This is a genomic window from Sphingobacterium paludis, assembly GCF_004364125.1.
GTDB lineage: Bacteria > Bacteroidota > Bacteroidia > Sphingobacteriales > Sphingobacteriaceae > Sphingobacterium > Sphingobacterium paludis.
The window spans coordinates 359,055-372,258 of record NZ_SNZV01000003.1 but is presented as its reverse complement, the minus strand read 5'-3'; the positions used below and the strand labels follow the sequence as shown (position 1 = coordinate 372,258).

Genomic DNA, 13,204 nt, shown 5'->3' with positions numbered 1-13,204 from the left:
GATTTATCCGCCCTCCTAGTTATTTAGGTTCGGATTGTTATTCGATTCATTTTCCGGAATCCCGAAAATATAATACGGGCTGTTAACCGTAAATTCTGCACCGGCATTATTTTCTGTTCGCGTTGTCGTATGGCCTATGGCGTTTACGGTCTGCGTCCTTCCGTCCGGCAAGGTTATGGTAACCCGTACGGGCACGGTTTCGCCTTGCGGATTGACCGTGGTATAGGCGCGTCGTTCGACTTTACCTTGCGTTCTGATGATGTCAGCCAGGGCAAAGCCCTCTCCCCAAAGCTCCTTCCGGCGTTCTAGCAACACTTCAGCAATCACATCATTTTGTGTTCTGCCCGCTAACGATAATGGCGTCGCGTTCCTTGCCGTCCGCAATTGGTTGAGCGCGCTCGCTGATTCTTCCAGCCTGTTGAGTCTAGCATACGCTTCCGCCTGAATCAAGTATGTTTCGGCGGCACGTATAAGGACGATATCACCGGTCATGTCTTCACGAAATTTAAATTTTGCATAGCGCAACAATCCATATCGCGCCGGCGCAGCATTGTCCCAGGAAAAAAGTCTGGACCGAACATCCTGCTCTTCAAAATATTCTTTAAAATGAGGATCCGCCATAAAGCTGTAATAATACGATGCCGGTGTCGTGACGTCCAAGAAATGGAAATGATAGCTAGCCACGCTTTGATCCGGCCGCTGACCATGGCCCCATATCCACTCGGCATTGGCCAAGTCGTTAAAACCTGCTCCATACTCTTCTCCGGACATCAGTGCATAACCTGTACGTGCCGCTGCGGCTTTCTGTGCCGCGGCTTCCCAGTTTCCTGTTTGCAAGTATGCACGAGCCAGTAGCGCTTGTACGACCTGCTTATTTATTTTGTACTTCTGGCTAGCTGGCCTTTGGTATCCGTCCAATAAGGCTTCCGCTGCTGTTAAGTCGCGGATGACCAAATCGAAAATCTCCTTCAATGTGGCTTTCGGATTTCCTACGGTTTGTGGTCCGGTCGGCTCGGTATAGATAGGCGCTGTTTTTACATCCGGATCTTTTAGATAGCTCAATTGATAAAATGAGGCCAGCGTCAAATAGCTATGTGCCCGAAAAGCCAAAGATTGTCCTTTGAGCTGTTGCCGCAATGCATCATCACCGGGGATATTATCGACGTTAGCCAATATAATGTTGTTCGAATTGATGGCCGTATACAAGATGCTCCAGAAGGCGTTTACCCGCGTTCCAACACGTGTATGCATCTCTAAATAATCGTAAGGGCTCAGGTACCCATAACGCCCGCGAACTACTGCGACGTCGCTACCCATTGCATCACTAGCGCGCAGGATCGATGCATATCCTGGATTGGCGAATGTAAAATACGTATCCATGTACGTACTCCAGGTGCCGTTTAGTAGCGTCTGCAAATTTTCAACGTTGTCGATGACAACAGATTCCGGTACGGATGTCGTCGGTATGGTATCCAAATAATCATCGCATGAGCTCAGTCCCGCTACGATTAGCAGGGTCGTGAAAAGGCGGTATATCGTGTTAAACATGTTCTTTTTCATTGTATTGATAAGGTGTGATCGTATTTAAAACCCAAAATTTATTCCTCCAGATACGACACGCATAGCCGGATACCGGAAATAGGTGGTTCCACCCACGGATTGTTCGGGATCCATCCCATCGTGGCCAAAGAATGTCAATAGATTTTCCCCGAGCAGGTTGGCGCTGAGTCTTCCCAGTCCAAGTTTGTTCGCGATGCGCGTGGGAAACGTATAGCTTAAGCTCAGGTTTCGCAGGCGTACGTAGGACGCGTCGTACAAAAACCGTGTCGATTGACTGGCCGCTTGCGCGCTTGCGCCGCCCAAACGAGGCACATCGGTTTCCGTGTTCTCCGCTGTCCATCGATTCACCATGTCTTTATGCCAAGCCACGCCTGCCGTACCATTGTGGTATAAAGCGGGTATGTCGCCATCCAAAATCTTTCCACCTAAGCTGTAGCTAAACAGAAAAGATAGTTCGAAGCCTTTGTATCCAAATGTATTGGTAAGCCCACCATACACATCGGGAAGGGAGCTGCCCGTATAGTAGAATGTGGCCGCAGAATAGTTACTTGTTGTGGTTTTACCAACGACCTGAGCAACGCCATTCGCGTCAACCTCGGTAATATCTTGGTACCAAAGCGGATTCCCGTTTGCGGGATCTACCCCAGCCCAGTCACGCAGCCAAAAGTCGTATACCGATCTCCCGACTTCCATCCTTTTTGTTCCGCTTATAATCTGCTTTTGAGGCAATGAGGTGATTTTATTTCGGAAATGTGCGATGTTAAATGCTATATCCCAACGGAAATCCGCCGAACGGACGGCTGTGGCTCGCAAATCCAGTTCTAACCCGGTATTTTTCAAACTGCCGACATTCTCATCAATAGCTGAAAATCCGCTAGATGGTGGTAATGGCCTGGAGAAGAGCAAATCTTTCGATCTTCTTTCGAAAAACTCTAGCGTTCCGCTAAGGCGGTTGTTAAATAACCCGAAATCAACACCGATATTGAGGTTTAAGTTTGTTTCCCATTTCAAGCCGGGTGTGGGCAAGCGTGATGGCCTGACGCCACCTTCCCCTAAATTATTGGCAATGGCATAGAGCGCTTCATAGGCGTAATAAGTACCTATATTATCATTGCCTTGACCGCCGTAGCTACCTTTTAGGTTAAGCAGATTGATCCAACTGGACTCGCGTAAAAAATCTTCCTCAGCAAGTTTCCATGCACCACCTAAAGACCAAAACGTGCCCCAGCGCTGTTCCGGAGAGAAACGGGAAGTGCCATCAGTACGTAAGGAACCTGTAAATAGATACCGCTTATTGTAATCGTACTCTACACGCCCCAGAAAACTCAATATCCGATGATCCTGGGATGATCCGGTAAAGCTATTAAGCTGCGAGGCCGCAACCGGTTCATAGAGATACGGCAATACAAAGTTTTGTCTGCTACCGTTAAAACTTCTCGAATTATAATTAAAAAGCTCTTGCCCCACCAACACTTTTAAAGCATGGCCCGTGTCGAAGCTTTTATCATAGGTTAGAATATTGTTTTGGGTCCACGAAACATTTCGTGCGTTGCTTTTGGAAACCGATCCATTAATGTTAGCGGATCCGCCCAATAGTGGGTTGGTATAATTGTGCCCTGTTTGGTTCCTATAGTCAATATTGTAAGAACTTCTTAAGGAAAGGTTATCCGAGAACTTAACTTGCACAAATGCTCGTGTAGAAACCTCATCTTTTAGTGTTTCACGCAGATCCAGATCATACGTCCCGAGCAAATTCCAATTTGGGTTGGCCGCACTCGGTCTGTAAGAGCCGAAATCAATCAGGTGTTCGCCATTGCTATCGGTGGCATAAGAACCGTCCGGATTTCTGGTATACACCGGGTAGAATGAAGGCAAGCGGCGTCCAAAATTTATCACGTTGGAAACCTGGCTGTCTTCGGATTGTGGGTAATCTTGCTTGGTGGCCGTTGCGGAGATATTCACACCCACATCGAGCCATGGAGTAACATTTACCGTACTGTTGCTCCGAATATTGTACCGGCGGTTGCCTGAACCTACACCGATTCCTTGATCATTTAGGTAGTTGCCGGATATGTAATATTGATTGTGCTCTCCTCCGCCACTAATATTCAGCGTTGCTTCCGTTCGCGGGGCTAACTGTTCGAGTTCGCGTTGCCAGTTGTCATTCCATAAGGGGGTGGCACCAGGCACTATTTTTCCATCCGCTCCCACAGGCTGTGGAAAATTTGTACCATACGGATTAATGCCGAGCTCCTGCACCACCCGACCACTTGCCAACTGCGCTGCCGTTGCTGGCGTATTGGTGGTGACCAACTGGTTGTATAAACCCTCCCAATAAAGTTCGAAATATTGGTCGGTGGTTACGTGCTCATAGTCCCTCACCGCTCTAGATGAGTATCCCTGTGTAAAGCGAGCGTCTATGGCTGGTTTGACGCCAGATCGGCCTTGCTTCGTCGTAACCAATATCACGCCATTTGCAGCCCTTGATCCATATAATGCGCTAGCCGTAGCATCCTTCAGCACACTGATAGACTCCACATCAGCCGGATTGATGGCGCTCAAACTTCCGCCATAGGGCACGCCATCAACCACATAGAGCGGGTCACTGGATGCATTGATAGATCCAATACCCCGAATTCTGATGGTGGCGTCTGTGCCCGGCTGTCCGCTGCTGGAAACCGATTGTAATCCTGGTGCCAAGCCCTGTAATGCTTTCGAGATACTACTCACTTGTGCTCGCTGCAGCTGTTCGCCACTAATGGTCGATACGGATCCTGTAAAATCTGATTTTTTTGTTGTCCCGTAAGCAATCACGACGACCTCATCCAGATCCTCTGTAGATTGGGTTAATTTTATGGAAGACAAATCGCTTGCGGCTGGAACTTCAAGGCTGCTGTAGCCAACAGAACTAACGATCAATGTGCTACCACTGGCAACATTTTGCAGTGTAAAGCGACCATTGGTATTGCTGTTAATCTGTGTTGTCGTGCCCTTTACTTTAATCGTGGCTCCGGCGATAGGCTTACCGGTTGCGGCCTCTACAATGGTGCCTTGGCGGCTGGTCTGCGCAACCAGCAGCGTGAAAGATGAAATATAGGCGAAGGCAAATAAATAGTATTTGAGTTTCTTTGTCATTAAATTAAAAATTGATTGTTCGTGAAATTAGTGCAGACCTGGGTATACATTCATGCTATGAGCTTGCCCTGGCATAGCTGTGTCAACGCCTACACTTACCGTGTAGGCATATTAAATGCGTACTTCAAGATGAACAGACAGATGTATCTATCCCGGTAATTTTAGGAGACGCTGTGCTTAACAATGCCCTTAAAAGTCTTTCGTTCGACACATGAATGGCCAATGACAGACATGCCTATCATGAAGTTTGGGTTTGCTTTTAAAGATCTAGCGTATAGCAGCGACCAAATACGTGAACCCATAGCCCGACGAATTTGATCGCTGGTGCATTCGGTCGTATAAACGGAGGGGATTAGGTATAAATTTTAATAATTCATTCGCGTAAGCTAAAGAGCGTGGTAAATTCGATAATAACATAGTTTTTCGATAGATTGTGTAGTATGGGTGCAAATAAACGAATTAATATTTAATCTATCAACATTATAGACTATTATTTTATCGCTATTATTTTTCCCACATGGAGTTGGCCTGGCCTCCAATTGATAACGTCGCTAAAACCATACACTTCTATCACCCAAACGACAAAATTTGTATATTCATCGTCTTAGGGGCGAATCACAGCGGATTTCCTCCCACGACTAACGCAGAGAAAAAAATATATGGGAAAAACTTATACCATAAGACAGGTTGCGGTAAGGGACGAAGTTACCCTCTCCTCGTTAGCCAATCTTACCATCGATGTTGTTAAAAACAATGCTTCTATAGGATTTATGGCATCCTTAAGCTTTGAAGAGGCGTTGGTCTTTTGGCAACAGGTCTTAGATCGGGTAATCGTTGGAAAAGTGATTTTACTTGCGGCCGAGGACGCCGATACCAAACAATTGATCGGAACGGTACAATTGCTTATTGACCAGCCGGCTAATCAGCCCCATCGGGCTGATGTAGCAAAAATGCAGGTACATAGCGAAGCACGGCGTTTGGGAATTGGCGAGCAGCTATTGCGCGCGATTGAAGAAGAGGCGAAGAAAATAGGCAAACATATCCTTGTCTTAGACACCGTAACAGGAAGCCCGGCGTCCTACTTATATCAAAAACTGGGGTGGATAAAAGTAGGCGACATCCCGGAGTATGCGCTATTTCCGGATGGCGCTTTTTGCAGCACCACTTATTTTTATAAAAAGCTAAGGTAGATTTTTTCCACGCCCCAATGCAGATGGTGCTACTTGTGAAAAACGCACCGAATGTCTTCGCAGCCTTCGAAAGGCTTCGCGTTTTTATGCGCTAGCCCTACCATTTATTATTATTCACTTCCTTTCGTTGGCTTAAACACCGCGAGTCGGCTTGTTAGCACAAACAGGAGCAAACCGAAACAGGCGAAGACGCCAAATGAGTAACGTAGGTTCAGGATTTCAGCGATATACCCGATGAGTGGCGGCCCCATGAGAAAGCCGAGATAGCTTACGCTGGATACCATGGCGAGGGCCACGCCGGAAGAAATCGTTTTGTGTGTCCCTGCGACGGAGTATACAGAGGGAACGTTACATGCAACGCCTAGCCCCACCAGCATAAAGGCCAGCGTGCAGAATAGCAGTTCCGGAAAGACAACGGCACTCATCATGCCGACAAACATCAGCACACCACTAATTTGTAGTGTACGCTGACGGCCGATCCTGCTAATTACCGCATCACCGATAAATCGGCCAACGGCCATCATCACCATAAATGCAGCATAACCTAAGGTCGTCAAACTGTCTGGCGCCTTCACGATATCGTGAAAATAAACCCCGCTCCAGTCAAACATCGCCCCTTCTGTAGCCATGCTACAAAAACCAATCACACCTAGCGAGATAAGCAGCTTATCCGGTTTGAAAGAAAACGATTTTTTCTCCGTGCTCCCCGAAAGATCTTGTATTAGAAAAGCACGGTTTACCAAAATATTGATTAGCATTAGGCCTATAACAATATAGAAATGGGTGGACGTATCAATCCTTAAATTAAGCGTAGCCAGGCCAATCAGCGCACCCGTAAACCCTGCGATGCTCCAAGCACCATGAAAGGATGACATAATGGATTTTGCATACATCCGCTCAGCAAGAACGCCTTGTGTATTCACGGCGATATTGCAGATGTTTCCGAAAACACCAAATAAGAGCAGTGCCCCACCTAACTGCCAGGCATTCCCTGCAAAAGAGATGCTACAAAGCACCAGCAAGTAACATAGCGCCCCGATCGGCAGGAGACGGTGGCTCCCGTATTTGCCGACCAACTTACCCGAGAGGGGCATCGTCATCAGCTGCCCTACGGGAAGCATCAGCAGTATCGTGCCCAGTTGGGCCTCCGTCAGATGAAGATGTTCCTTGATAATCGGAATGCGGCTCGCCCAGCTCGCGAACGCTATTCCTTGTCCGAAATAGAAAAGAGAAACGGCAAGGCGTATGCGCTGTTTGCTTGCTTTGAAATGTGGTAAGGGTGGGGTGCTTGAAGGTGAATCCATGCTGCGGGTAATTTGATTGCAAAACTACAGCTAATTTCCTATAAATCTACAGTCAAATCATATTCAGGGGCGGCCCTATTTTTCACAACGCGTTTTTAATTTGATTTTGGGAGCCAATCTTTACATTCCTCTATGTCTTTCTCGTGCTGACGACTACCTGGGGTACGTTTAAAAAAAACGAGATCTATTTTTGACCTCGTTTTTAAACCGCCAATCATTAACTTACATATTGGGTTTACCTGGCGCGATGCCCATCCGTTGCAAATTTTGTCTAATCTCGGTTCTGATTTTTACCATTTCTGGATCTTGGTAAAAAAGAAGTATTTTTTTACTCTTTCCATCGACATCTTGCGGCTTATCATTTAACAACACGAAATGCGTGAAGGTCTCGGCCCCATCCTCATCGAAAGAACTACAGGCATAAGCACTGACAAATTCCCCCGGTAAAGCATTGAAAATGTCACTCTTATTCATAGCGATCAATATTTCTTCTGGTAATTCAAACACCCTGTTCCAAGAAATGCCAATCATTTGGGTTATAAAGGAGCCCTCTTTATAGTTGACGCCATAGTTATCGCTTTCCGGATAATACTGTAAATAAGCTTGTGATTTATTCAATGTGATGTAATGTCCAAATTCGTGAATCATAGCATATGTAGCGATGTCATACCCCAACGTGTTGTGTTTGTAATCGGGTGCTGAAAAGTTCGGTATTTGCGTTCTACCCTTTTCAAAATCATAGGATATGTTGAGCGAAAATTGACTTATCGAGCTGTTTTTACGGCGCCCAATAGTGGCGTATACATTGGAACCCTCTTCCGGATAAGATACCGTGAACCGCGTTATTTCCTTTCGATAGGCTGCCGGAATAATGTCTGCAAAAAATTTAAATCTCTTTTTATGTTCGTCTATCGCCTTCTGTTGTTTTTCCCAGATCTCCTTATCTATAGACCCGTCACTCGGTATTGGAAAAACCTTATCCAAGACAATCGTATTACCATTTACATTGTATGTTACAATAAGATTATCAAATTCTCGATCATCCCCATCGTCGGGAAACAAAATTTTTTCTTCATGATGAACATCACTTTTCTTACAGGACGAAATTAGCGATAAAGTCGCGACTATTCCGACAAAAAACAATACCGATGTAAATGATTTGTTTTGATTAAGCATTATATATGTGTTTTTTTGATTAATAAACGTCGCGAAAATAAATATTTATTCTAAAAAAAGAAAAGAAATCGAAAAAAAACAAAAACACAATGGAACCTAATCAAATATAAAAGAAATATAAATAACAGCACAGGGTGTATCACCACTTATTTGAAACACTAAACGAGATAATTATCACAAAGAGAAACCTTTATTTTTCTGACGTTAAAACTAGGAGAGCGCGCCCTATCGTGATGCGGGAGAGCGCACCAAACCAAAATCCGGTGGATGTACCAGGGCAAACAAAAATCGCTTATCAAAAACTTCAAGCCGTTGCTAACGGAAATGGGTCTGTTGTTTTATTTATGGAGAAAAGAATAATTTTTTAATACCATCTTAAATCAGTCCGTTTTTAAAATATGATCTTTACCATCTGCTTTAACAGTTATCCCAAGGCGTTTAAGCGAGCACTCCATCTCGGCCATAGCAGCAATACGATTACCGTTGACAAGGCCATTCTGCCATGGGGCGTAAAGCTAGGCATCAAGAAAATAATGCGGTCAGCGCTAGAACGTCATGCCGCACAACAGACTACCCGGTTACCTCTAGTATAGATCTGGCTCGGTAATGCCTTTCGCATGATACGAAGCCTTATTCATTTGAAAATGCATTTGGGTCATTAGGTTTAAATAGTCTTTAAGCGATCCAAGATTGTGTTCCTTTCTCAGTTGATCGACGCGAGCGGAATCTAACAAACCAAATTTCGGAATTGCCCTTCCTGTTGTCCTCACCAGATAATCTACCTGAGTTCCAAAGCGCTGTTTTTCACCAGCGTTCACTTGCACCCGATCAAAAAGATAAGCATAGTTCTCCGGGTTTGCATTCTCCCTTTTTACTTCTTTCTGCATCGCCTTTAACACCTTCCGTTGAAATGCGGGGTCATGGTCGCAGTGCTGCACCAATAGCCAAAAATGATTGGAGCTTTCTTTACCCACTTGCTGGTAACCCAAATAACCATATCGGGAAAAATAACCCTCAAGGACTTTGTGATTGGTCTGAAAAACGCTGTCCTTAAAGGCTTGCCACTGTTCTTCTGTATAATCTTTATATTTCCCTGTCCTCACCTTCGCTGCTACTTGATCGATGGCGACCATTTCGCGCAGTTCATCTTTCATCCGCTCGCGCTCCTGTTCCTGCACAGGCTTGGCTGTTTTACAACTAAAAGAAACGAAAGCGGTAAAAAGGGCGATGGTGAACAGAAATTTTTTCATGATTTAAAGAATTGTAGAGCCGCTCTAAATTAGGTAATGCTTACGACATAACAAAACGAACACATTTTGGTAAGAACAAATTGCTCCTGTTTTATCATGGGATATTGGCTTGAGCCTTGCTTGAGCGGGTGCATAACGGAATATAGCCACGAACTATGTTTGGCAGCTGTGCCGCATCCAAAGGTTCGTTTTTTGTCAGTGCTATATCACATGGTAAAAATTAACGCAAAACCGTTGCGATTTTTAGCGCTAGCTAGTACATTTGTGAAACATCGACTTCGTAGCTCAGTTGGTAGAGCAACAGACTCTTAATCTGTGGGTCCTGAGTTCGAGCCTCAGCGGGGTCACCTCTTGGGACAAGTCTGAAAATAGCAGATTTGTCCCTTTTTATTTTCTTATATTTTACTGATATTCTGACATATATACGTTGATGCTGAATTTGTTTTTGGGGTTCGATGTGGTGTATCGTAACATCACCTCCGGTTTCTAATTTCCAAATAGGGCTTGTAGAAATTGGCCTAGTTAATTCTTCTTTGTACATTTCAAAAAATGGTTTTTTGTGAATTAAGCCATTTAAAAGACCAACCTTTGTCGATGCTGTATAATTAATGGCAAATCCCAGAATGATCTCATTATTTCTCAAAATACGTTTAGCTTCGCAAATGGCTAAATCTCTATCTTCCATTCTTTGAAGATGATAAAGAAGGCCGTACAGTATGATACTCCATATCGCTTTCCACAATATGCACTACGTCTGCCTTGGCCTGTCTGTAATTGGCTTGAAAGGTGAATTTCGTGGCAGAATGTTTAAATTTGTTTGTTTAAAATACGTCTATGGAACTTTCAAACTCGAAATACGAACAACTGCTCGACAATATTGGTGTTACCATTGAGCAGGCGAGACAGAATGCCATTAAGTTTGTAAATACTGAATTGGTGAAAGCTAATTGGGAAATTGGCAGGCACATTGTAGAATATGAACAGCACGGAAAGGGACGGGCAGAGTACGGAAGCGACTTATTGTCAAATCTTTCCAAAGACCTTAAACAACGATATGGCAAAGGATATGGCAGGCGGAACATTTTAGATATGCGACGTTTTTACCTGATGTACCAAAAATGGCAGGCAGTGCCTGCCAAATTGAACTGGACACATTTTGTTACCTTATTGGGGGTATCGGACGACACAGCAAGGAAATTTTATGAAAAACAGTCTGTACTGGAAAATTGGGGATATAGGGAACTTGAAAGACAAATAAATTCGTCCCTGTTTGAACGCTTAGCTTTGAGCAAAGACAAAAAGGGCATATTGCAACTTGCAGAAAAAGGGCATATCGTTACCGACCCCACTGAAGCGATAAAAGACCCGTATGTTCTGGACTTTCTCAAAATACCACAAAGCCACCGTATGACGGAAAAGGCACTCGAACAAAAGATTATCGATAATCTACAGTTGTTCCTGCTCGAATTAGGAAAGGGCTTTGCTTTTATTGGCAGGCAATACAAAATATCTATCCGCAACCGTCATTTTTACATTGACCTTGTTTTTTACCACCGTATTCTGAAATGTTTCGTTCTCATTGATTTGAAAATAAGACAGGTTGAACACAATGACATAGGGCAGATGAACCTTTATCTAAACTATTTTCGCACGGAAGAGAATGTCGAAGATGACAATGAACCTATTGGCATTATTCTCTCCGCTGAAAAGGACGAAGTGTTGGTGGAATATGCAACTGGAGGCATTTCCAATAAGATATTTGTTTCCCAGTACCAACTTTATCTGCCGGATAAAAAAGAATTACAGAATAAGGTAAAGGAGATATTGCTAAAAAATCTGTAAGACTTAAATGTAGCCCTATCAGGTAGCTGTTACTGTTGTTCAACCGCCTCAAATCTTCCCAAAAAAGAGTTCGAGCCTCAGCGGGGTCACTTTATAAAAAGCCGTTTTTCTAAAGCAGAAACGGCTTTTTACGCTCTTAGGGCCGCTTGAAATCTTCAACGATCTTAACATCCAAAAGAGCCGAGCCTTATCATTTCTCTATCGGTTTTCCCGTAAAACGGTTTTGAATACGTTTATAAGCTATTTTAAATTGGCGTCGCCGATAAAATGGTCGTACGAACAAATTACATCAACAATACCTTCCAAGCATCCATTACACGGCCGTTTTCCAATAACTGCTTGGCTTTTAAATGAATTCGTGTGGTGCGGATATACGTATCCATGTTCGCATCAAGTATTTCTTTCATTTCATCTGTTTTGCTAAACGCCTCCACCTCCTCATGAGATGGCAGCGTTTTTACAAGTGCTAGTAAGCCTAGATTATTTCCTGTTAGCATTGGGGAATTTTTAATTTCTTCGGGTAAAGCATCAATGCCCATACTCAGTCCAGTCTGAGTGGGTGGCTTAGCGATTTTGAATAAACTATCTGTCGTTATCCTACAATACCAATCAGCACCCAAACACGATCCGTTATCATCGACCGCCAACATGCTGCACTTCGAACTAAAACTACAGAATTTTTTAACGATAGTATGGCACGCCACAAACAAAGCGCTTGCAGATGATGACCTGTTTGACAAATCCTAAAAGAAATCTACTCCCTATTTTTTATTCTTGCCCGTTGTAAACAGAATGGTAGGGCTAAAATCGATAATACGTCGATAGCAAAAAGTTTGCGGGACGAAGGCTATACCAAAACCCCTGTTTAAAATACCGCTAAGGGATGCTAACCACCAAATTGTACAAAACCTTGCTGAGCTCTTTGTTTTCTTTGGTATCCGTTACAAATTTTAAATCCTCTTCATTTAGGGCGTCTGTGCCGTGCTCCAGTATTTTGTAAACCAAGAGAATAAAATCATCAAGCAATTTGAACTTTTCGGGTAGGCCGGTGATGTCGGCATACTTCGCAGGTAAGAGCACCTGCAAAAACCCGGAAAGATCTTTTTTTATTTCCTTTTCATTACCTTTTTTTGCAAATAAGATGCTGTGCATCGTTTCAGAAAAAACTTGTATAAGCATGTCATAACCGATAGCCGTAAACGATTGCCATTCCCAATCGTCCTTGATCCTTGTGCCTTTCCATTCCGCAAAGGCGAGATACATCTTTGGGAAGGTTGCACCACATTTTTCAAGAAAAGCATCCACGTTATTTTGTTTGAGCTGCATCCTCCCCAAATTATGCAACTGCTGTATTTCACCCCAAAAAAGACCCCAACAGGCATATTTTTGCATGATGTATTGCGACGCCTCTATATTCTTGAGGGTTTGCGTATTCGCCGCATCATAATCACCCGCTTTATAGAAATAATAAGAAAGGTTTCCGCCACTTAGCGCTGTAACCCAACGCAGCGATTCCACAGTCGTATTTTCAACCAACGAATGGGCCAATTCGAATTGAATGCCCGCTTCTACCAGATCGCCCTTTTTACTTGCTGCAAAACCAACGTTGTATAGGTCTAGTAATCGAATGATCTGGCCGTCGCTTTCCAATTTATCATGGATAATAGAGTCTATATATTCGCCAAAAGAGTGATTGCTGCGGATAGGAGTTGAGGTATCATGTGTTTTTTCCATCATGCTTTTATCA

The 13,204-nt window shown here is 43.9% G+C and carries 10 protein-coding genes and 1 tRNA gene; 4 read left to right on the top strand and 7 right to left on the bottom strand.

Going from position 1 to position 13,204, the window contains the following annotated elements; translation table 11 throughout:
- Positions 1 to 15: 15 nt before the first annotated feature.
- Positions 16 to 1,560, bottom strand: a complete 1,545-nt coding sequence (locus B0I21_RS07740) for a RagB/SusD family nutrient uptake outer membrane protein (protein WP_243835978.1) — start codon at positions 1,558 to 1,560, stop codon at positions 16 to 18.
- A gap of 24 nt (positions 1,561 to 1,584) precedes the next feature.
- Positions 1,585 to 4,695: a SusC/RagA family TonB-linked outer membrane protein gene (locus tag B0I21_RS07735; RefSeq protein ID WP_133639890.1), complete on the bottom strand. Its 3,111-nt coding sequence runs from the start codon at positions 4,693 to 4,695 to the stop codon at positions 1,585 to 1,587.
- A 659-nt stretch (positions 4,696 to 5,354) separates the two neighbouring features.
- Between B0I21_RS07735 and B0I21_RS07730 the strand changes: the two genes are divergently transcribed.
- Positions 5,355 to 5,885 (top strand): GNAT family N-acetyltransferase, encoded by a 531-nt coding sequence (locus tag B0I21_RS07730; RefSeq protein WP_133639889.1) that lies wholly within the window; start codon positions 5,355 to 5,357, stop codon positions 5,883 to 5,885.
- A 110-nt stretch (positions 5,886 to 5,995) separates the two neighbouring features.
- Here B0I21_RS07730 and B0I21_RS07725 read toward each other — a convergent pair whose 3' ends face one another.
- Together B0I21_RS07725 and B0I21_RS07720 are read right to left on the bottom strand one after the other, a co-directional pair.
- Positions 5,996 to 7,189 carry an MFS transporter gene (locus tag B0I21_RS07725; protein WP_133639888.1) on the bottom strand — a complete coding sequence of 398 codons (1,194 nt, stop codon included), beginning with the start codon at positions 7,187 to 7,189 and terminating at the stop codon, positions 5,996 to 5,998.
- Positions 7,190 to 7,411: 222 nt separating this feature from the next.
- On the bottom strand, positions 7,412 to 8,365 hold the full coding sequence (locus tag B0I21_RS07720) for a hypothetical protein (protein WP_133639887.1): 954 nt from the start codon (positions 8,363 to 8,365) through the stop codon (positions 7,412 to 7,414).
- 398 nt (positions 8,366 to 8,763) lie between these two features.
- Between B0I21_RS07720 and B0I21_RS20275 the strand changes: the two genes are divergently transcribed.
- A complete protein-coding gene (locus tag B0I21_RS20275) occupies positions 8,764 to 8,958 on the top strand; it encodes a hypothetical protein (RefSeq protein ID WP_208292287.1) in 195 nt (64 codons plus the stop codon).
- Here the strand turns inward: B0I21_RS20275 and B0I21_RS07715 are convergent.
- Positions 8,950 to 9,615, bottom strand: a complete 666-nt coding sequence (locus B0I21_RS07715; RefSeq protein WP_133639886.1) for a DUF6624 domain-containing protein — start codon at positions 9,613 to 9,615, stop codon at positions 8,950 to 8,952. The genes B0I21_RS20275 and B0I21_RS07715 overlap by 9 nt on opposite strands.
- A 274-nt stretch (positions 9,616 to 9,889) precedes the next feature.
- On the opposite strand from B0I21_RS07715, the gene B0I21_RS07710 reads away from it, so the two are divergent.
- Positions 9,890 to 9,962, top strand: a tRNA-Lys gene (locus B0I21_RS07710).
- A gap of 487 nt (positions 9,963 to 10,449) precedes the next feature.
- The gene (locus B0I21_RS07700) at positions 10,450 to 11,457 is read left to right on the top strand and encodes a PDDEXK nuclease domain-containing protein (protein ID WP_133639885.1); all 1,008 of its coding nucleotides are present in this window, start codon (positions 10,450 to 10,452) and stop codon (positions 11,455 to 11,457) included.
- A 284-nt stretch (positions 11,458 to 11,741) separates the two neighbouring features.
- On the opposite strand, the gene B0I21_RS20370 is transcribed toward B0I21_RS07700, so the two are convergent.
- Together B0I21_RS20370 and B0I21_RS07690 are read right to left on the bottom strand one after the other, a co-directional pair.
- Positions 11,742 to 11,954: a hypothetical protein gene (locus tag B0I21_RS20370; RefSeq protein ID WP_243835977.1), complete on the bottom strand. Its 213-nt coding sequence runs from the start codon at positions 11,952 to 11,954 to the stop codon at positions 11,742 to 11,744.
- Positions 11,955 to 12,333: 379 nt separating this feature from the next.
- Complete coding sequence (locus B0I21_RS07690; RefSeq protein WP_133639884.1) at positions 12,334 to 13,194, bottom strand: hypothetical protein; 861 nt, start codon at positions 13,192 to 13,194, stop codon at positions 12,334 to 12,336.
- Positions 13,195 to 13,204 lie beyond the last annotated feature (10 nt).

Bases quoted from the DNA above. Each gene is read 5' to 3' on its own strand.
- B0I21_RS20370 (WP_243835977.1), bottom strand. From the start codon at position 11,954: ATGCTAACAGGAAATAATCTAGGCTTACTAGCACTTGTAAAAACGCTG.
- B0I21_RS07715 (WP_133639886.1), bottom strand. From the start codon at position 9,615: ATGAAAAAATTTCTGTTCACCATCGCCCTTTTTACCGCTTTCGTTTCT.
- B0I21_RS07725 (WP_133639888.1), bottom strand. From the start codon at position 7,189: ATGGATTCACCTTCAAGCACCCCACCCTTACCACATTTCAAAGCAAGC.
- B0I21_RS07690 (WP_133639884.1), bottom strand. From the start codon at position 13,194: ATGATGGAAAAAACACATGATACCTCAACTCCTATCCGCAGCAATCAC.
- B0I21_RS07700 (WP_133639885.1), top strand. From the start codon at position 10,450: ATGGAACTTTCAAACTCGAAATACGAACAACTGCTCGACAATATTGGT.
- B0I21_RS07720 (WP_133639887.1), bottom strand. From the start codon at position 8,365: ATGCTTAATCAAAACAAATCATTTACATCGGTATTGTTTTTTGTCGGA.
- B0I21_RS07735 (WP_133639890.1), bottom strand. From the start codon at position 4,695: ATGACAAAGAAACTCAAATACTATTTATTTGCCTTCGCCTATATTTCA.
- B0I21_RS07730 (WP_133639889.1), top strand. From the start codon at position 5,355: ATGGGAAAAACTTATACCATAAGACAGGTTGCGGTAAGGGACGAAGTT.
- B0I21_RS20275 (WP_208292287.1), top strand. From the start codon at position 8,764: ATGATCTTTACCATCTGCTTTAACAGTTATCCCAAGGCGTTTAAGCGA.
- B0I21_RS07740 (WP_243835978.1), bottom strand. From the start codon at position 1,560: ATGAAAAAGAACATGTTTAACACGATATACCGCCTTTTCACGACCCTG.